This window comes from Pseudomonas sp. GL-RE-29, assembly GCF_019947275.1.
GTDB lineage: Bacteria > Pseudomonadota > Gammaproteobacteria > Pseudomonadales > Pseudomonadaceae > Aquipseudomonas > Aquipseudomonas fluorescens_A.
On the sequence record NZ_JAGYGD010000020.1, the window covers coordinates 58376 to 77932 of the forward strand.

A 19557-nucleotide genomic window follows, 5' to 3' on the forward strand; every position below is an offset into this window, starting at 1 on the left:
ACCTTGTAGGTGCCGGCTTGCTGGCGAAAGCGGTGTCTCAGTCGACAAAAATGTTGAATGACACATCGCTTTCGCCAGCATGCCGGCTCCTACGAGGGTCGCGCAGCTCCCCTCTTGTCGCCAAAACAACAAGAAGGAACCGTCATGTTCGATATCAGCACGTTCCCCAAAGCCGATGCCGTCCGCCGGGCTGCACAACTGAGTCAAGACGACTACCACCGTCTGTACCGCGAATCCATCGAACACCCCACCACGTTCTGGGCCGAACAGGCCACCCGCTTCCTCGACTGGAGCGCTCCGTGGGACACCGTCCAGCGCTATAACCTGAAAACCGGTGAGGCCAGCTGGTTTGCCGGCGGCCAGTTGAACGTCAGCTATAACTGCATCGACCGTCATCTGGATAAACGCGGCGATCAAATCGCGATCATCTGGGAAGGCGACGACCCCGCTGAATCCACGCAAATCACTTATAAAAAACTGCATCACTACGTCTGCCGCCTGGCCAACGTGCTCAAAAGCCGTGGCGTGAAAAAAGGCGACCGCGTGTGCATCTACATGCCGATGATCCCCGAAGCGGCCTACGCCATGCTGGCCTGTACGCGCATCGGTGCGGTGCATTCGGTGGTGTTTGGCGGTTTCTCCCCGGATTCCTTGCGTGACCGGATTCTCGATGCCGATTGCCGCACGGTGATCACCGCCGATGAAGGCGTGCGCGGCGGCAAATTCGTGCCTCTCAAGCAGAACGTCGACAAGGCACTGCAAAGTTGCCCGGACGTCAGCACCGTGGTCGTGGTCGAGCGCACGCAGAACCCGGTGAACTGGGTCGAGGGCCGCGACCTCTGGTATCACCAGGCACTGCGCGACGTCAGCGACGATTGCCCGCCCGAACCGATGGACGCCGAGGACCCGCTGTTCATCCTCTACACCTCCGGCAGCACCGGCAAACCCAAAGGTGTGTTGCACACCACTGGCGGCTACCTGCTGCAAGCGGCGATGACCTTCAAATACGTGCTCGATTACCGCGACGGTGAAGTCTTCTGGTGCACCGCCGATGTCGGCTGGGTCACCGGCCACAGTTACATCGTCTACGGTCCGCTGGCCAACGGAGCCACCACGCTGATTTTCGAAGGCGTGCCGAGCTACCCGAGCACTTCGCGTTTCTGGCAAGTGATCGACAAACACAAAGTGAACATCTTCTACACCGCCCCCACTGCCCTGCGTTCCTTGATGCGTGAAGGTCCCGGACCGTTGAAGGAAACGTCCCGCGCCAGCGTCAGACTGCTCGGCACTGTAGGTGAGCCGATCAACCCGGAAGCGTGGGAATGGTATTTCCATGTGGTCGGCGAAGAGCGTTGCCCGATCGTCGATACCTGGTGGCAGACCGAAACCGGCGGCATCATGCTCAGCCCGCTGGTGAGCGCGCAACGGATCAAACCCGGCTGCGCCACACAACCGATGTTCGGCGTGCAACCGGTGCTGCTCGACGAACAGGGCAAGGAAATCAAAGGCGCCGGCAGCGGCGTTTTGGCGATCAAGTCCAGCTGGCCGGCGCAGATCCGCAGCGTCTACCGCGACCCGCAACGGATGGTCGACACCTACTTCAAGCCCTACCCCGGCTATTACTTCACCGGTGACGGTGCACGCCGCGACGAGGATGGCGACTACTGGATCACCGGGCGTATAGACGACGTGATCAACGTGTCCGGACACCGCATCGGTACCGCTGAAGTGGAAAGCGCATTAGTGCTGCATGACAGCATTGCCGAGGCCGCCGTGGTCGGCTACCCGCATGACGTCAAAGGCCAGGGCATCTACGCCTTTGTCACGCCCATGAACGGCACCGATCCCAACGATGAGCTGAAGAAAGAATTGCTGGCCCACGTCAGCAAGGAAATCGGCAGCTTCGCCAAACCGGACCTGATCCAATGGGCTCCGGCCTTGCCGAAAACCCGTTCGGGCAAGATCATGCGGCGTATCCTGCGCAAGATCGCCTGCAATGAATTGGATAGCCTTGGGGATACCTCGACCCTGGCCGATCCGAGCGTGGTACAAGGTTTGATCGAAAAACGCCTGAATCAGTAAATTGCTTTTCGTAGGAGCCGGCTTGCTGGCGATGGCGGTCTTGAGGACGCTATCGCCAGCAAGTCGGCTCCTACAGGTTGTTATTAATCTTCGCCACTGAGTCGCCATGGAATTCATCCGCACCCGCATCGAAACCCAAGTCATGAGCCTGACCGGTCTGTCCCTGGGCAAGCTTGATCTGGAAAACCCCAAGGGTGATCCCGGGCTGTTCGGGCCGGATTCGGTGAGCTGGCAAGTGCACGGCGATTTCAGCAGCATGCTCATCGGCGGCATCAGTGCCCTGATGCTGCAAGCGCTGCATCCGCTGGCCCTGGCTGGCGTGTGGGACCACTCGAATTTTCGCGAAGACATGCTCGGCCGCCTGCGCCGAACCGGGCAGTTCATCTCCGGCACCACCTTCGGTTCAAAGCAGGACGCCGACTGGCTGATCGAAAAAGTCCGCACCATTCACCTGCAAGTCACCGGCACCGCGCTCGATGGCCGACCCTACGCCGCCAGCGATCCCGACCTGCTGACCTGGGTACACGTGGCCGAGGTCAGCAACTTCCTCGCCGCGCATTTGCGCTATCGAAATCCGCACTTGTCCCTGGCCGATCAAGATCGGTATTACGCTGAAATCGCGCTGGTGGCAGAACGTCTTGGCGCCCGTGACGTGCCGCGCTCACGGCAGGAAATTTCCGATTACCTGGAGAGCATTCGTCCGCAACTGCTGTGCGACGCGCGCAGCCGTGAAGTGCTGCGGCTGTTATTGAACGCCCCGTCGCCCAGCCGTTTGGCCAGGCCTTTTGGTGGTTTGATGATGCAGGCCGGCATTGACCTGCTGCCGGACTGGGCCAGTGACATGCTCGGCGTGAGCCAAGGCCCATTGCAACGCAAACTGATCCGCGCCAGCGTCAATCGCAGTGCGCCGATGTTGCGCTGGGCAGTGCGCAATGGCTCGGTGCAGCGGGCCAAGCGGCGGATGGGTTTGCTGACCTGACCTCCGGACTCTGTGGCGAGGGAGCTTGCTCCCGCTGGGCTGCGAAGCGGCCCCAAAATTCCGGGACATTTCGATTTTTTGCGAGCGCTGCGCACTCGAGCGGGAGCAAGCTCCCTCGCCACAGGTGCAATACTGTTAAACTCCCGCGCCAAATTACCTCCTGCAAGGCGCTCAGCATGTCTTCCTTGAATCAGGCGCTGCGCGCCGCCCTCGATCATCGTCAGGACTTGCTCGCCGAGCTGCACAGCCAGGGCACCGACTGCTATCGCCTGTTTCACGGCAGCCAGGAAGGCGCTGGTGGCCTGACCATCGACCGTTACGGTCCGCAACTGATGGTGCAAAGTTTCCATCAGTCGCTGGAACGCGAAGACCTGCTGCACCTGCACGAAACGATCAACAGCCATTTGGGCCTGGAAACCCTGTTGGTCTACAACGACCGCTCCCGCGGCAACTCGCGCATCGACCGCGAAGATACCGTCTACCGCGCCGACGAAGCCGCGCTGCAGGACCTGGTTGGCCACGAATGGGGTCTCAATTACCGGGTCCGTGGCCGTCACGCCGGGCAGGATCCGCTATTGTTCCTCGACCTGCGCAACACCCGCGGCTGGGTCAAGGACCACAGCAAAAACAAAAGTGTGCTCAACCTGTTTGCCTACACCTGTGGCGTCGGCCTCAGTGCGGCGGCCGGTGGCGCCAGCGAGGTGTGCAACCTCGACTTCGCAGAAGGCAACCTGGCGGTCGGTCGTGAAAACGGCCTGCTCAACCCGCAATTGCCAACCATGCAATTCATCCAGTCCGATTACTTCCCGGCGATCCGCCAATTGGCCGGTCTGCCCATCAGCCAGCGTCGCGGGCAAAAACTGCCGAGCTATCAGCGCCTGGATCAGCGCCAGTACGACCTGGTGCTGCTGGATCCGCCAGCCTGGGCCAAGAGTGCTTTCGGCACCGTCGACCTGCTGCGCGACTACCAGAGCCTGCTGAAACCGGCCCTGCTGACCACGGCCGACAACGGCGTACTGATCTGCTGCAACAACCTCGCAAAAGTCAGCATGGACGATTGGCGCGAGCAGGTTTTGCGTTGCGCGGAGAAAGCCGGTCGCCCCGTACGCGAGTGGACGGTGATGAAACCGGGCGGCGATTTCCCGTCGATGGATCAGCAACCACCGCTGAAAACCTTGATTCTGCAGCTCTGAAGGACGTCGGACTAATCTGAAAGATCGTCAATCGGCGGATTGCTTCGGAACCGGAATCGCGTGCCATACTCCAAGGCACTCCGATTCAGACAGATGAAGCCATACATGTACAAAGGATTGATTCGCGCCCTCGGCGCCTTGTTGACTGCTCTGGCTCTCTACAGTCTGCTGGGCTTTCTGATTTTGCCGGGCATCGCGTTGCGCGTTGCCAACCAACAATTGGCCAACTACGCCACGACGCCCGCCACCATCCAACGGATCGAACTCAATCCGTTCAGCCTCGAACTGACCGTTTGGGGCCTGAACATCGGCGACCCCGGCAAGGAACAGATCGGCTTCGAACGCCTGCACGCCAACTTGCAGATCGACAGCCTCTGGACCAAGGCGCTGCATCTGTCCGACATCGAACTGGAAAAATCCAAGACCGAAGTCATCTTCACCAAGGACGGCAAACTCAATCTGCGCAGCTTGTTCAAACTGCCAGTGAGCGAGCCAACGCCGGACGACCCCAATGCCAAGCCGTTCCCGCTGCGCATTGACCGGATCAAACTGGCTGGCGGCGCCTTGCACTTCAAGGATGAACGCCCCAGCGAACCCATCGAATTTCTCTACGACCAACTCGACTTCGAACTCAAACACCTCAGCACCCTGCCCGAAGACAGTGCGGACATGGAGTTGGTGGCTGTCGGCCCCAATGGTGGACAAGTCGACTGGACAGGCAACTTCAGCCTGATTCCGTTCGCCTCTGAAGGTAAGTTGAAAATTACCGATGGCAAGATGAAAGCCTTTTGGCCCTATGTTCGCGATGCGGTGCCTCTGGACCTCGAAAGCGGGGTAATGAGCCTCAGCACTGACTACAAACTCAGCCTGGCCAAGGAAACCGAACTGCTGCTGAGCAATGTCGCCGTCAGCGTGGCGCCCTTCGCCATCAAGGCTCCGGACGGTCGGCCGCTGGTGAAACTTGAGCGACTGGACGTCAGCGAAACCACCATCGACCTGGCCAAGCAGCAGGTAGTGGTCGGCAAGGTCCGCAGCCATAAACTCGAAACCTGGGCCGCCCTCGAAGCCGACGGCCAACTCGACTGGCAAAAATTGTTCGCCAGCCAACCGTCCAGACCGGCCGCCAAGGCCAACGCCGAGCCCATCAGCGCGCCGGCCGCCGCCGATTCTCCGAAACCTGAGCCGGCGGCACCGAGCAAACCCTGGCAAGTGCTGCTCAACGATGTGCAATTGCGCGATTACCAGGTGCATCTGGCCGACCGCAAGGCGCAACCCGCCGTGGCGCTGGAACTGGGCCCGCTGAACCTCGACTTGCAGAAATTCGACAGCCTCAATGGCTCACCCTTTACGCTCAAGCTCGATACCGGGGTGGGCAAGCAAGGCAAGCTCACGGCGGACGGCGAGGTCAATCTGGCGCCGGTCAGCGCCAAACTCAATGTACAGACCAAAGACATCGACCTGCGCGTCGCCCAGTCTTACATCAACCCGTTCATTCGCCTGGAACTGCGCAGCGGCATGCTCGGCAGCGATCTGGCGGTCAACCTGAAAAGCACCGAACCGCTGGCCTTGACTGTCACCGGCCGCGCCCAGGTCGATCAACTGCACACCCTCGACACCTTGAAAACCCGCGACTTCCTCAAATGGCAGCAGCTGGTGGTTGAAGGTCTGAACTATCAGCACGGTGACAGCCTGTCGATCGACAAGGTCAACCTGTTCCAGCCCTATGCGCGCTTCATGATCAACGACGACCGCACCACCAATATCGATGACTTGCTGATCCCGCAACCGCCCGATTCCGCGGCGAAGACCAACGGCGCGAAACCCGCCGCCAGCAAAGACAAGCCACTGGGCATCCACATCGGCGGCATCGCTATCAATGACGGCTCGGCCAACTTCGCCGACTTCAGCCTGACGCCGAACTTCGCCACCGCCGTCCAACAACTCAACGGGCAGATCGGCACCATCGACAGCCGTCAGGCGAAACCGGCGAGCGTCGACATCAAAGGCAAGGTCGACCGCTATGCACCCGTGACCATCAAGGGCGCGGTCAACCCGTTCGACCCGATGGCCAGCCTCGACATCGCCACCAGTTTCAAACGCGTGGAACTGACCACGCTGACGCCCTACTCCGGCAAATTCGCCGGCTACCGCATCCGCAAGGGCCGGCTCAATCTCGACCTGCATTACAAGATCACCAAGGGCCAGCTCCAGGCCGAAAACAAAGTGGTGGTCGAACAACTGCAACTCGGTGAAAAAGTCGACAGCCCGGACGCCGTGAGTCTGCCGCTGAAACTGGCGATTGCCTTGCTTAAGGACGTCGACGGCAAGATTTCCATCGAACTGCCGGTGACGGGCGACTTGAATAACCCGCAGTTCAGTGTGATGCCGATTGTCTGGCAGACCCTGCGCAACCTGATCGTCAAGGCTGCCGCAGCGCCGTTCAAACTGATTGGCGGCCTGGTCACCGGCGGTGGTTCGGAAGACTTGGGCACCGTGTCCTTCGCACCAGGCTCAAGCGACCTGAGCAAGGACGCCGAAACCGCGCTGGTCAAGCTGTCCCAGGCGCTCAAGGAACGCCCGGCCCTGCGCCTGGAAATCGAAGGCACCGCCGCCAAGAGCAGTGACGGCCCGTTGATTGCCGAACAACGACTGGAGCGTGAATACCAGTACAACTACTACAAAATGCTCCAGCGTCGCGGCGATAAGGTGCCGGCGAAAGCGAATCTGCTGGAAGTGCCCGACAGCGAGAAAGGTCCGCTGCTGGAAGGGATCTACCGCACACGCCTGAAAACCCAACCGCCGGCCGAATGGAAAGACCTGGGCAAAGAAGAACGCACCGCGAAAATGCGTGCTGACGTGATTCAGTTCTGGAGCTCCAGTGAGGTGCTGTTGCGGGAGTTGGGTCAGGAACGCGCCAGCAGCATCAAGGACTATCTGGTCGACAAGGGTCAACTGGCCGATGACCGTGTGTACTTCATCGATGCCCAGTTGGGTGAGGCGGAGAAGGACGGCAAGGTCATTACGCCGATGCACCTGGACGCCGAGTGATGGGTACCGATTGGTACAGATCAACAATAGACGCGGCAGTTGAATACAACACATAACCATGTGGGAGTGAGCCTGCTCGCGATAGCGGTGTATCAGTCAACGTAGATGTTGGCTGATACATCGCTATCGCGAGCAGGCTCACTCCCACACTTGTTTTGTGCAGTCCACAATAGAACAGGCCCCGACACGAATGCCGGGGCCTGTAATGGCCACATCCCTATGGCCGTTCGCATGAACTCCTCAGATGCGGCAGACGTATGACTCGGCCCGTCTACCGCGCCTTCTCCCGGTTCAGGCGAGAAGTCTTGCCTTACTCGGCTTTCAGGCCGTCAGCGGAGACCGCTTTAACGCCTTTGATTTTCTTGGTGATCGCCACGGCAGTAGCTTTCTGACTCTCAGTCACTGCAACAGTGGAGGACAGGGAAACCACACCTTTGTTGGTTTCAACCTTGATGTCAGTGCCAGGAATGCCTTTTTCGGTTACCAGGTCGGTTTTGACTTTGGTCGTGATCCAGGTATCGGAAGTGGCTTCTTCGGCTTTGGTGACTTCACCGGTGGCCACCATCAATGGAGCTTGTGTGGCCTGAGTCTGGGCAAATGCAACGTTGGCCATGGTCAGGGTCAGCGCGGTAGCAGTAGCGGCAGCGATAGCGAACTTCTTCATACGAGTAACTCCTGTTTTTCTGGAAAGTCTGCTGGGTTGATTGTCAGCAGGGTTACCAGAGATATTGCGAACGCTGTGCCAACTTTGAAACACTCAACAAATCGTTATAAATCAATAGGTTATAAAATCACTCAATTTTCGGAATCATGCAAAATGCAAGACTTCGACATTCTCTACATGCAAGTTGCCGGTTTTGAGCAAGGCCTAAGGCCATGAATTATCGAAACTTTCTCATTTACATCGGATTTTCATCCGCTGAATAAAAAATACCCCGCGCAAGGCGGGGTATTTGGCTACAAAACGCTGGATCAGACCTTCGGAACAACACCTGCACAGCCTTTAGGCGCGTAGTCCTGATCGACGCCGGTGGCGCATGTCCAGCCAGCCAATGTGCGCGTCAGGGTAATGGTTTTGTTCAACACCGGCCCCGGAGCATTGAGAATCGTGCAAGCGATCGTACCCGTGCCGTCAGCCGCCTTGCCCGAAGCCGTCGTGGTGCAGTTGGAAGTCGTTGCTGTACCGCCAATTTTGGTCAGATCTGGATCGGTCCCTTGATTCAGCACGTCTTCAAACGGCACCTTCAATGCCGAAATCTCCGCCAGACCCGCCGTCACTTTGGCCCGCGCCTGATACTTCGAATAAGCCGGGATCGCAAACGTTGCCAGAATCCCGATGATCGCCACCACGATCAACAGCTCGATCAGGGTAAAACCTTTTTGATTGTTCATAGACAGCCTCCGTGCATGAGTCGAAATCTCATGATCTGGATCTGTATCAGCACAGCCCATGCCAAGGTCCACGAGGCTTGTTCACTGGGAGCGCGTTGGCGGCAGCGCCCTTTCCTACCCCCAGGATCCGCACTATCTGACAGTTTTTGTCACCTCACCGCCCCTGGTTTGGTTACGCCCGTTGACTAGGCTATAAGTCATGAATTGTCTGCGTCCGGTATCTCAATGAATGACATCGCCCTCAGCGGTCTGGCCAAGCAATTGGTCCTGGCCGAGCTGCTCACTGACAAAAGCGCGCAACAGGCGTATCAGCAAGCTCAACGCAATCACCTGTCCCTGGTCAGTTACCTGGTGCAGAACAAACTGGTGAAAAGCCGCCAAGTCGCCGAGATTGCTTCGGAACACTTCGGCATGGCCCTGATGGATCTCAACACCCTGGACAGGGAAACCCAGCCCAAAGACCTGGTCAGCGAGAAACTGGTGCGCAAGCACCACGCCCTGCCCCTCTGGCGTCGCGGCAACAAACTGTTCGTGGGGATCTCCGATCCGACCAACCACCAGGCCATCAACGACATCCAGTTCAGCACCGGGCTCACCACCGAAGCCATCCTGGTGGAAGACGACAAGCTCAGCGACGCCATCGAGAGATTCTTCGACACCCCTGGCACCGGCCTGGAAGACATGGCCGACGTTGACCTCGACAGCCTCGATAGCGAAGCAACCGACGACAAGCGCCAGGACGCCATTGTCGGCCAGGATGCCGATGACGCGCCGGTGGTGCGCTTCGTCCACAAAATGTTGCTTGATGCGATCAGAAGCGGCTCTTCCGACCTGCATTTCGAGCCCTACGAGAAGATCTACCGTGTGCGGATGCGCACCGACGGCATTTTGCGTGAAGTGGCCAAGCCACCAATCCAACTGGCCAACCGCATCGCCGCACGCCTGAAAGTCATGGCCAGTCTCGACATCTCCGAGCGCCGCAAACCCCAGGACGGGCGAATCAAGATGCGCCTGACCAAGAGCAAATCCATCGACTTGCGGGTCAACACCCTGCCAACCCTGTGGGGCGAAAAAGTGGTACTGCGGATTCTCGACCCGTCCAGCGCGCAAATCGGCATCGACGCCCTCGGCTATGAACCCGATCAGAAAGACCTGTACATGACCGCCCTCAGGCAGCCACAGGGGATGATTCTGGTGACAGGCCCCACCGGCTCGGGCAAGACCGTATCGCTCTATACCGGGCTGAACATTCTCAACACCGTGGACATCAACATCTCCACCGCCGAAGACCCGGTGGAGATCAACATGGAAGGCATCAACCAGGTCAACGTCAATCCGAAGCAGGGCATGGATTTCGCCCAGGCACTGCGCTCCTTTCTGCGTCAGGACCCGGACGTGATCATGGTCGGCGAGATACGCGACCTCGAAACCGCCGAAATCGCCATCAAGGCAGCCCAGACCGGTCACCTGGTGCTGTCGACCCTGCACACCAACAGCGCCGCGCAAACTCTGACCCGCCTGCACAACATGGGCATTCAGGGCTTCAACATTGCCACCTCGGTCAGCCTGATCATCGCCCAGCGTCTGGCGCGCAAGTTGTGCAGTCATTGCCGCGTGCCGCTGGAGATTCCCCGCGAGACGCTGCTCAAGGAAGGCTTCCCCGAGGAACGCATCGGCACATTCACGATCTATGAGCCGGTCGGTTGCGATCACTGCAACGGCGGCTACAAAGGGCGAGTGGGGATTTATGAAGTGGTGAAGAACACACCGGACTTGCAACGCCTGATCATGGCCGAGGGCAACTCACTGCAAATCGACGAGCAGATGCGCAAGGACGGATTCAATGACTTGCGCACTTCCGGCCTGCTCAAAGCCATGCAGGGCATTACCAGCCTTGAAGAAATCAACCGGGTCACCAAGGACTGAACATGGCGGTCAAAGCAGCGAAAATCAGCGTGTACGCCTGGGAAGGCACCGACCGCAAAGGCACGAAAATCAACGGCGAACTGACCGGCCAGAATCCCGCGTTGATCAAAGCGCAATTGCGCAAACAAGGCATCAAACCCGGCCGGGTGCGCAAGAAAACCGTCTCGCTTTTCAACATGGGCAAACGCATCAAGGCCCAGGACATCGCCCTTTTCACCCGTCAGATGGCGACCATGATGAAAGCCGGCGTGCCGCTGTTGCAGTCGTTCGACATCATCGGCGAAGGCTTCGATAACCCAGCCATGCGCAAGCTGGTGGACGAGGTGAAACAGGAGGTCGCGGCGGGCAACAGCTTCGCTGCGGCACTGCGCAAAAAACCTCAATACTTCGATGAGTTGTACTGCAACCTGGTGGACGCCGGCGAGCAGGCGGGTGCGCTGGACACCCTGTTGGAACGGGTAGCGACCTACAAGGAAAAGAGCGAAAGCCTCAAGGCCAAGATCAAGAAAGCCATGACCTACCCGCTGGTGGTGGTGTTCGTGGCGATCATCGTCACTGGCATTTTGCTGGTCAAAGTGGTGCCGCAATTCCAGTCGGTGTTCGAAGGGTTTGGCGCGCAGTTGCCCGCCTTCACGGTGATGGTCATCGGCCTGTCGCGGTTCATGCAGGACTGGTGGTGGATGATGCTCGGCGTGTTGATCGTTGGGTTCTTCACTGCCCGCCACGCCGTCAAGACATCGCAGGTTTTTCGCGACCGGATGGACACCTGGCTGCTGAAACTGCCGTTGGTGGGCACTTTGATGTACAAGTCCGCCGTGGCCCGTTATGCCCGCACGCTGTCGACCACTTTCGCCGCCGGCGTGCCCTTGGTGGAAGCCCTTGAGTCGGTGGCCGGTGCCACCGGCAACGTTGTGTTCAAGCGTGCGGTGCTGCGCATCAAGCAGGACGTTTCGACGGGCATGCAGCTGAACTTCGCCATGCGCACTTCCGGTATTTTTCCGAACATGGCGATACAGATGACGGCCATTGGCGAAGAGTCCGGCGCCCTTGACGATATGCTCGACAAGGTCGCGGGCTTCTACGAGGACGAGGTCGACAATATGGTCGATAACCTCACCAGCCTGATGGAGCCGTTCATCATGGTGGTGCTGGGTGTTATTGTCGGCGGCCTGGTGGTTGCGATGTACCTGCCCATCTTCCAACTTGGCTCAGCGATCTGACATGCCCTTGAACGAAATTCTCGCTCACAACCCGCTGGTCTTCATCATCATTGCCGGGGTGATCGGCCTGTTGGTCGGCAGCTTTCTCAACGTGCTGATCTGGCGCCTGCCGAAAATGCTCGAACGCGATTGGCGCGTGCAGGCCCACGACATTCTCGGGCTGCCCGGCGAAACGCCGCTGCCGACCTTCAACCTGATGCTGCCCCACTCCCAATGTCCCAACTGCGCTCATCGGATTCGCGCCTGGGAAAACATTCCCGTACTCAGTTTTATGTTCCTGCGTGGACGCTGCTCGGCCTGCAAGGCGCCAATCAGCAAACGCTACCCGCTGACCGAACTGGCCTGCGGCCTGCTGTCGGCATTCATTGCCTGGCATTTCGGTTTCGGCTGGCAAGCCTGCATGACGCTGCTGCTCAGCTGGGGCCTGTTGGCCATGAGCCTGATCGACGCCGAGCATCAACTGCTGCCGGATGTGCTGGTGCTGCCGCTGATGTGGCTGGGGTTGATCGTCAACAGCCTCGGTTTGTTCGTGCCATTGCATGAAGCGTTATGGGGCGCAATTGCCGGCTACATGGCGCTGTGGTCGGTGTTCTGGCTGTTCAAGCTGATCACCGGCAAGGACGGCATGGGCCATGGCGACTTCAAGTTGCTGGCGATGCTTGGCGCCTGGGGCGGCTGGCAGATCTTGCCGCTGACCATCCTTTTATCGTCCCTGGTCGGGGCAGTGGTCGGCGTGATTTACCTGCGTTTGCGCAACGCGAAAACCTCGACACCCATCCCCTTCGGCCCGTATCTGGCCATCGCTGGCTGGATTGCCTTGCTCTGGGGTGTTCAAATAACCGACTTCTATTGGCAGTTTGTCGGTTTGAAATGAATACCCCTGTGGAAAAACCCTGGATTCTCGGCCTGACCGGCGGCATCGGCAGCGGCAAAAGCGCGGCGGCCCAACACTTCATCGATCTCGGTGTGCATGTGGTCGACGCCGATCACGCCGCACGCTGGGTCGTAGAGCCTGGCCGTCCGGCGCTGGCAAAAATCGCCGAGCACTTCGGCCCCGGCGTGTTGCAGGCTGATGGGCAACTGGACCGCGCCGCGCTGCGCAAGCTGATCTTCGAAGTGCCGGATGAACGCCGCTGGCTCGAAGCCTTGCTGCATCCGCTGATCGCAGAAGAAATCGCTCATCATCTGGCGCTGGCAAAATCACCTTACGCGATTCTGGTTTCGCCACTGCTGATTGAATCCGGGCAGTACGCCATGACCCAGCGGGTACTGGTGATCGATGCCCCCGAACAGCTACAGATCGACCGCACCCTGCAGCGTGACCAGACCAGCGAAGAGCAGGTCAAGGCGATCCTCAAGGTTCAATCCAGCCGGGAGGACCGCATAAGCCATGCCGACGAGGTGCTGGTCAACGATCGCGACCTCGCCTGGCTGCACAGTGAGGTTGAACGCCTGCACCACCTTTACCTAACTTTGCCTGGAGGCCAGTCATGAGCCAGATCCCAACCGTCGAATGCCCGACCTGCGGCGCCCCCGTCGAATGGAGCGCCGAGAGCAAATTCCGGCCGTTCTGTTCCGACCGTTGCAAACTGATCGACCTCGGCGCCTGGGCGTCGGAAGAGCACAAGATCCCGGTGGCACCGGATGCCGAGGACGAATTGTTCAGCGGCGATTTCGATCCGCGTCACTGATTCACGGGAACGTCGACGATTTCAATCAAGACTTGGGATCGTCGTCTTTCCAGGGCGCCGACAGGTAGCGCGTGCGGTTGAAGGTTTCCAGCCATTCCGGGCAGAACACCACCAACGCACTGACCACCATGCCGTTGATAAAAGCCTCCGGAAAAACCAGCAGCCATAGATAACCGACAAAATCTTCCAGCCAGTACGGCATGGCAAATATCCCGTCGAACCAAAGCAACCAAAGCGCCAGCAACAGGCACAGCAACGCCGACAACGCCGCTGCAAAAAAACCGGAAACGAAGATATACACAAAGGGATTACGCGGCTGCGCACGCTCCACCAGGATCGCGCAGCACTCGGTCACCAATACCGGCAGCACGATCAATAGCGCGCCATTGACTCCCATCGCCATCAGGTCCTGACGACCCAACAGCATCAGGCCGGTTTGTGCCACCAGTCCACCGACAATCGCCAGCGGCCAGTCCAGCAACAACGTCACCGCCGTCATGCCGATGAAGTGATAGGACACGCCGGTATCGAAATCCCGCCGCACCAGCCACAGCATGAACAACGCGAATACCGTGCCGAACAGCAAATGCTGACGACGACTGTCGGTGAACAACTCGACCCACGGCGCGCGCCAGATCGCCCACAGCACCACTGGCCCGAAAATCAACCAACCGACCGTCAGGCTCTGCGGTGACAGCAGTTCGGCGCCGATCATGGGCGAGACATCTCCAATGCCTCATGCAATTGCGCAGCGGTGGCGTACTCATGCTGTGCCACCACCTGGCCGTCCTTGAGTTGTAGCCACAGCACTTTATCCACAGGGCCGGGATAGCGCGGTGCGACGCGCCCTTCTCGATCCAGCATCACCCGATAGTTGTAATCACGCATGGCCGGTACCGCGAACATCTTGGCGACGAGCCGTGGCATGCGCTGAATATCAGCAACAAACACTGCGTGACGGGCCTCCAGATAGCCTTTGGGCTGACCTTGCAGCGCAGCATCGACCACCTTCGCCCCATCCATGCTGCGAGCCACCAGCAGCGTCTCAGTGCGACTATCGAGGGTGAACGCCTGATCGAACTGATCGAGCAACGTCCACGGGGCCAGCCGATCGCCCACCTCAAGCGCATTGGCCCACAGCGGCAGAAGTCCAAGCAGCAACACCGTCCAAAATTTCACATTCGACTCCTTGTTCGATCGCACAGGTAGTGGCCATCAGTCTACACCGCCACCTTCGAGCGGCCTGTAATGCTGTTTTACCGCTGAACGCTTTCTGCTTGTCGCATTTGAACGCTAAGCTTGGGCCTATGGATGACTCAGATTATTTACGCCTGCTGACCATCGCGGCCGAGCAAGCCAACGCGTTCCTGTCCAATGCCCGCAAATGGGAGCGTGAGCGTTGGGTCTGCCAGCGCCTGCTGCAAGGCTTGAACATTCCTTATCGCGCCGACGAATTCGCCCCGGCCGGCGAGCCGCCGGACGTGTTGTTTCGCGATGCCAGTTTCGAGGTGTTCTTCGTTCTTGACGAGGGCCGGCGCCTCAACGACGAATGGCGCGACGAGTTGCAACGGCGGCGCAGTGCGTTCTCCCTGAGCCAACTGGTTCGGCGCGAGGCCAAGCCCCGACGCATTCCGGCCAACGAGTTCTTGCTGCGACTGGCACCGACCTTGCGCAAAAAAGCGCACAACTACAAAGAACGCGGCATGGATCTGGGCGAACTGGACATCATTGCCTTCGCCAGTCTCAAGCGTGAAGTTCTTGACCTCAATAGCCATTTCCCACCACCCACCGAATACCTGCGCCAGGGCTGGCGTTCTCTGTCGCTGGTCGGTCCGACCTTCGCCCGTGTGTTGTTCGCCCATCCCGACGCCCCGGATTTCCTGCGCAGCAACCTGGGACGAAGCATCGTCTTCGATGTCGGGATCAGCCTGTGAGTCCATTGCAGGAGCTGATTGCCGATGTCCCGCAAACCGGCCGCGTACGCTGGATCGGCGTGCGCCCGGAGCGTCACGCGCCGATGATCGAACTGGATGCAGTGGAAGCGCGACTGGAGGCTGGCTTGACCGGTGACCGCGCCCGGCCGGGCGTACGCAATGCGCGGCAGGTGACGCTGATTCAGTGGGAACATCTGGCGGTGATCAGTTCGCTGATGGGCCGCCCGCATGATCAACCGATCAAACCTGAAGATCTGCGGCGCAATCTCGTTATCAGTGGGATCAACCTGTTCAGCCTCAAGGGCCGGCGTTTCCGGATCGGCCAGGCGATTTTCGAAACAACGGGCTGGTGCCAGCCTTGCGCACGCCTGCAAAACAACCTCGGCCCGGGCACCTTTCAAGCCGTACGCGGACATGGCGGAATCACTGCCCGAGTGTTACAAAGTGGCATCATTCGCCTGGACGACACGGTGAGCGTCGAGCCCATTCCGGACACCGGCTATGCTCCGTTCAGCGTTCGTTAAATCAGCCTGTAGCTTCTACACATTCAGCAACGTCTACCTGACGAGGCCTTTATGACCAGCCGCCTGAACCCCGACGACCAGAAGCATGTCGAAGAGTACCTGCAACTGTCCCAGCACCAAGTCGAGCGCCGGCCTTTCCGGCCGTGGATGCTCCTTGTACTGGTATTGGCAGTGACCATTGGTTTAGGCCTGTTGAGCCGACTTATCAGTTATCTGACGCTATGAGCTGCCTTGCGCTCGCTCGGTTGACTGCACCGATTTCCTTTAGCCTTGCGAGTTATCCCCATGTCCCATCGTATTGTTATTGTCGGCGGCGGCGCCGGCGGTCTGGAGTTGGCTACCCGTCTGGGTAAGACTCTGGGCAAGCGCGGCACGGCCAGTGTGATGCTGGTCGATGCGAACCTGACCCACATCTGGAAACCGTTGTTGCATGAAGTGGCGGCCGGCTCCCTGAACTCTTCCGAAGACGAACTTAACTATGTGGCCCAGGCCAAATGGAACCACTTCGAGTTCCAACTGGGTCGCATGAGCGGGCTCGATCGCACGCAGAAAAAAATCCAGCTCGCTGCCACTTATGACGACGCCGGCCTGGAACTGGTGCCTGCGCGGGAAGTGGCATACGACTCGCTGGTGATTTCCGTCGGCAGCACCACCAACGATTTCGGTACCCAGGGCGCGGCGCAGCACTGCCTGTTCCTCGACACCCGCAAACAGGCTGAACGCTTCCACCAGCAATTGCTCAACCACTACCTGCGCGCCCATGCCGGGCAGACGGACAAGGTCGAGCAAATCAGCGTGGCGATCGTCGGCGCCGGTGCCACCGGGGTTGAACTGGCTGCCGAACTGCACAACGCCGCCCATGAACTGGCGGCTTACGGGCTGGACCGGATCAAACCGGAAAACATGCACATCACCCTGATCGAAGCCGGGCCTCGGGTACTGCCAGCCCTGCCGGAGCGGATCGGCGGACCTGTGCATAAAACCCTGGAGAAACTCGGGGTCAACGTCATGACCAATGCAGCGGTCAGCGAAGTCACGGCAGACAGCCTGATCACCGTTGATGGCAAAGTAATTAACGCCAGCCTGAAAGTCTGGGCCGCCGGGATTCGCGCACCGGGTTTCCTCAAGGACATCGATGGCCTGGAAACCAACCGCATCAATCAGCTGCAAGTATTGCCAACCCTGCAAACCACGCGCGACGAAAACATCTTCGCCTTCGGTGACTGCGCGGCCTGCCCGCAACCGGGCACCGACCGCAACGTACCGCCGCGCGCCCAGGCCGCGCATCAACAGGCATCGTTGCTGGCCAAATCGCTGAAGCTGCGGATCGAAGGCAAGGCGTTGCCGGAGTACAAATACACTGACTACGGCTCGCTGATCTCGCTGTCACGTTTTTCGGCTGTGGGTAACTTAATGGGCAACCTCACCGGCAGCGTGATGCTAGAAGGTTGGTTGGCGCGGATGTTTTACGTGTCGCTGTACCGCATGCACCAGATGGCGCTGTACGGACCGTTCCGCACGGCGATGCTGATGCTCGGCAGCAAGATCGGCCGCGGGACCGAGCCACGCCTGAAACTGCACTAATACCGCTCCCTGTAGGAGCTGCCGCAGGCTGCGATCTTTTGACTTTGCTTTTTGAAGGCAAGATCAAAAGATCGCAGACTTCGGCAGCTCCTACATTTTTTACACGCGGAAACGCCGCACCATCCCCTGCAAGGCATTCGCCAGTTTCGACAATTCATGGCTCGACGCGCTGGTTTGATCAGCCCCGGCAGCCGAACCCACCGACAGATCACGAATGTTCACCAGGTTGCGATCAACCTCCCGCGCCACTTGCGCCTGTTCCTCAGCCGCGCTGGCGATCACCAGGTTGCGCTCATGAATTTCGTGCACCGACGCGGTAATGGTTTGCAGCGCCTCACCTGCCCGCTCAGCCAGAACCAATGTGCTGGCGGCACGGGAGGCACTGGCGTTCATGGCATCCAGGGCCAAACTCGAGCCGTTGCGCATGCCCTGCACCATTTGCTCGATTTCCTGAGTTGATTGCTGTGTGCGATAGGCCAGTGCACGCACTTCATCAGCCACCACCGCAAAACCTCGACCGCTCTCCCCCGCGCGCGCCGCCTCAATCGCCGCATTGAGCGCCAGCAGGTTGGTTTGCTCGGCAATCGCACGAATCACATCCAGCACCTTGCCGATGTCCTGGGACTGATTGGCCAGGGACCGAACCAACTCACCGGTGCTTTGCACTTCATTGGCCAACGAACTGATAGCGCTGGCGGTTTCGCTGACCCGCTCTTGCCCCAGATGCGCCGATTCACTGGACTGGCGGGTTGCGTCGGAGGTGGACACCGCGTTGCGTGCGACCTCTTCCACAGCAGTGGTCATTTCATTGACTGCCGTCGCGGCCTGTTCAATCTCGTTGTTCTGTTGTTGCAGACCTTGGGTGCTATCGAGGGTGACAGCGTTCAACTCATCGGCCGCCGTAGCCAATTGCGTGGCCGAACCACTGATGCCCTGCAGGGTTTCCCGCAGGTTTTGCTGCATGGTTGCCAAGGCCTTGAGCAAACGGCTGACTTCGTCACTGCCATGGGTTTCGATCGGCCGGGTCAGATCGCCCTGCGCTACATGTTCTGCGGCGCTTACGGCTTCGATCAGAGGACGGACGATGCTGCGGGTCAGCAGCATGGCCAGGCCAACGGTCGCCAACGCGGCAAGCGCGATGAACAGGCTGACGATCGTCCGCGATGTTTCGTAGTGAGCCGCGGACTTCTGACTTTCCGCGGCGACCTGCTTGGCGAACAGATCGGCCAAGTCGTTGAGCTGTTTGCCCGAACCATCGACTACAGTCTTCATGTCGACCAACAGCAGTTTGGTCAATTCGTCACGGCGACCTTGCTCGGCCAGGGTGAACGACTGGGCGATGCCAGTGCGGTAGGCAGCGAAGGTAGTTTTGAAATGGTCATACAAGGCCTGACCTTCGGCGGTGTCCACCAGCTTGTCGTAAGCGGCAATCTTCTCGCTCAGCTCTTTATCGCGGGTGTCCATCTGGCTGCGATAGACCGGAATATTCTTCGGGTCCTGATCCAGAGCCATGCGCAAGGAAATGGTGCGGATGCGCAGCATTAACTCGCGGATCTCGTCACCGCCGCGAATACTTGGCAACCATTGTTTCTCCACCGCCACCTCGCTCTCGCGAATACTCGACATTTGCCCCAGGGCAAAAATCCCGAGCAATGCTACGAGCACTGCGATCAGGGCAAACCCCAGTGCGGCACGAGGGGCAATATTCAACTGGCGAAGAAACATAACGAGTGCCTTTATTTTTGTTGGCTTTTGTGGAGGGCGATGCCCTGACAGCTCGTTATCGGCAAGTTGTACGATGACTTGAAAAGCGACGGACAAAAAAGGGGCTTCATGCAATCCCGCAAGACACGGATACCGCAAATCTCGTAGGAGCCGGCTTGCTGGCGATGGGTGCCTCGCGTTCACCCAGTCATCACGCGCTATCGTTATCGTTAACGCGCATCACGGGGTACGCATTCCCATGTAGGAGCTGCCGAAGGCT

General features: G+C 59.1%; 18 protein-coding genes and 1 pseudogene. 13 read left to right on the forward strand and 6 right to left on the reverse strand.

Going from position 1 to position 19557, the window contains the following annotated elements; genetic code table 11:
• Positions 1-144 precede the first annotated feature (144 nt).
• The 4 genes from acs (at position 145) to KGB21_RS17570 (ending at position 7302) form a co-directional block, all read left to right on the forward strand.
• Entirely contained in the window at positions 145-2082 is a 1938-nt protein-coding gene (acs, locus tag KGB21_RS17555; RefSeq protein ID WP_034148262.1) for an acetate--CoA ligase, read from the forward strand.
• A 106-nt stretch (positions 2083-2188) separates the two neighbouring features.
• Positions 2189-3061 carry an oxygenase MpaB family protein gene (locus KGB21_RS17560; protein WP_223506008.1) on the forward strand — a complete coding sequence of 291 codons (873 nt, stop codon included), beginning with the start codon at positions 2189-2191 and terminating at the stop codon, positions 3059-3061.
• Between the two features lie 176 nt (positions 3062-3237).
• Positions 3238-4254 carry a class I SAM-dependent rRNA methyltransferase gene (locus KGB21_RS17565; protein ID WP_223506010.1) on the forward strand — a complete coding sequence of 339 codons (1017 nt, stop codon included), beginning with the start codon at positions 3238-3240 and terminating at the stop codon, positions 4252-4254.
• Between the two features lie 93 nt (positions 4255-4347).
• Positions 4348-7302: a DUF748 domain-containing protein gene (locus KGB21_RS17570; protein WP_223506012.1), complete on the forward strand. Its 2955-nt coding sequence runs from the start codon at positions 4348-4350 to the stop codon at positions 7300-7302.
• 310 nt (positions 7303-7612) lie between these two features.
• Here the strand turns inward: KGB21_RS17570 and KGB21_RS17575 are convergent, their stop codons facing one another.
• Together KGB21_RS17575 and KGB21_RS17580 are read right to left on the reverse strand one after the other, a co-directional pair.
• Positions 7613-7966 (reverse strand): BON domain-containing protein, encoded by a 354-nt coding sequence (locus tag KGB21_RS17575; RefSeq protein WP_034148258.1) that lies wholly within the window; start codon positions 7964-7966, stop codon positions 7613-7615.
• 308 nt (positions 7967-8274) lie between these two features.
• A complete protein-coding gene (locus KGB21_RS17580; protein WP_034148257.1) occupies positions 8275-8694 on the reverse strand; it encodes a pilin in 420 nt (139 codons plus the stop codon).
• Between the two features lie 225 nt (positions 8695-8919).
• Between KGB21_RS17580 and pilB the strand changes: the two genes are divergently transcribed.
• From pilB to yacG, 5 genes are read left to right on the forward strand one after another with little or no spacing between them, the layout of a single operon-like run.
• On the forward strand, positions 8920-10620 hold the full coding sequence (pilB, locus tag KGB21_RS17585; protein ID WP_223506014.1) for a type IV-A pilus assembly ATPase PilB: 1701 nt from the start codon (positions 8920-8922) through the stop codon (positions 10618-10620).
• 2 nt (positions 10621-10622) lie between these two features.
• On the forward strand, positions 10623-11840 hold the full coding sequence (locus tag KGB21_RS17590; RefSeq protein ID WP_223506016.1) for a type II secretion system F family protein: 1218 nt from the start codon (positions 10623-10625) through the stop codon (positions 11838-11840).
• A gap of 1 nt (position 11841) precedes the next feature.
• Complete coding sequence (locus KGB21_RS17595) at positions 11842-12714, forward strand: prepilin peptidase (protein ID WP_223506018.1); 873 nt, start codon at positions 11842-11844, stop codon at positions 12712-12714.
• A complete protein-coding gene (coaE, locus tag KGB21_RS17600) occupies positions 12711-13334 on the forward strand; it encodes a dephospho-CoA kinase (protein ID WP_034148253.1) in 624 nt (207 codons plus the stop codon). Before KGB21_RS17595 ends, coaE begins: the two co-directional genes overlap by 4 nt.
• Entirely contained in the window at positions 13331-13531 is a 201-nt protein-coding gene (yacG, locus tag KGB21_RS17605; protein ID WP_034148252.1) for a DNA gyrase inhibitor YacG, read from the forward strand. Before coaE ends, yacG begins: the two co-directional genes overlap by 4 nt.
• Before the next feature lie 25 nt (positions 13532-13556).
• Here the strand turns inward: yacG and KGB21_RS17610 are convergent, their stop codons facing one another.
• Both KGB21_RS17610 and KGB21_RS17615 read right to left on the reverse strand, forming a co-directional pair.
• On the reverse strand, positions 13557-14246 hold the full coding sequence (locus KGB21_RS17610) for an energy-coupling factor ABC transporter permease (protein ID WP_034148251.1): 690 nt from the start codon (positions 14244-14246) through the stop codon (positions 13557-13559).
• The gene (locus KGB21_RS17615) at positions 14243-14710 is read right to left on the reverse strand and encodes an FAD/FMN-containing dehydrogenase (RefSeq protein WP_223506020.1); all 468 of its coding nucleotides are present in this window, start codon (positions 14708-14710) and stop codon (positions 14243-14245) included. The genes KGB21_RS17610 and KGB21_RS17615 overlap by 4 nt, the downstream gene beginning before the upstream one ends.
• A 128-nt stretch (positions 14711-14838) precedes the next feature.
• Here KGB21_RS17615 and KGB21_RS17620 point away from each other — a divergent pair, with 128 nt between their 5' ends.
• Genes KGB21_RS17620 through KGB21_RS17635 form a run of 4 tightly spaced genes read left to right on the forward strand, consistent with a single transcriptional unit; the run spans position 14839 to position 17573 of the window.
• Positions 14839-15465, forward strand: coding sequence for a DUF1780 domain-containing protein (locus KGB21_RS17620; protein ID WP_007970534.1), 627 nt, complete (start codon positions 14839-14841; stop codon positions 15463-15465).
• The gene (locus KGB21_RS17625; protein WP_223506021.1) at positions 15462-15989 is read left to right on the forward strand and encodes an MOSC domain-containing protein; all 528 of its coding nucleotides are present in this window, start codon (positions 15462-15464) and stop codon (positions 15987-15989) included. Before KGB21_RS17620 ends, KGB21_RS17625 begins: the two co-directional genes overlap by 4 nt.
• A 51-nt stretch (positions 15990-16040) precedes the next feature.
• Complete coding sequence (locus KGB21_RS17630) at positions 16041-16214, forward strand: DUF3094 domain-containing protein (protein WP_007970531.1); 174 nt, start codon at positions 16041-16043, stop codon at positions 16212-16214.
• A gap of 60 nt (positions 16215-16274) precedes the next feature.
• On the forward strand, positions 16275-17573 hold the full coding sequence (locus KGB21_RS17635) for an NAD(P)/FAD-dependent oxidoreductase (protein WP_223506023.1): 1299 nt from the start codon (positions 16275-16277) through the stop codon (positions 17571-17573).
• Between the two features lie 99 nt (positions 17574-17672).
• On the opposite strand, the gene KGB21_RS29635 is transcribed toward KGB21_RS17635, so the two are convergent.
• The gene (locus KGB21_RS29635; protein WP_411741402.1) at positions 17673-18536 is read right to left on the reverse strand and encodes a methyl-accepting chemotaxis protein; all 864 of its coding nucleotides are present in this window, start codon (positions 18534-18536) and stop codon (positions 17673-17675) included.
• Positions 18528-19298 (reverse strand): annotated as a pseudogene (locus KGB21_RS29640) (MCP four helix bundle domain-containing protein); the annotation flags it as partial. The gene KGB21_RS29635 and the pseudogene KGB21_RS29640, both read right to left, overlap by 9 nt.
• Positions 19299-19557 lie beyond the last annotated feature (259 nt).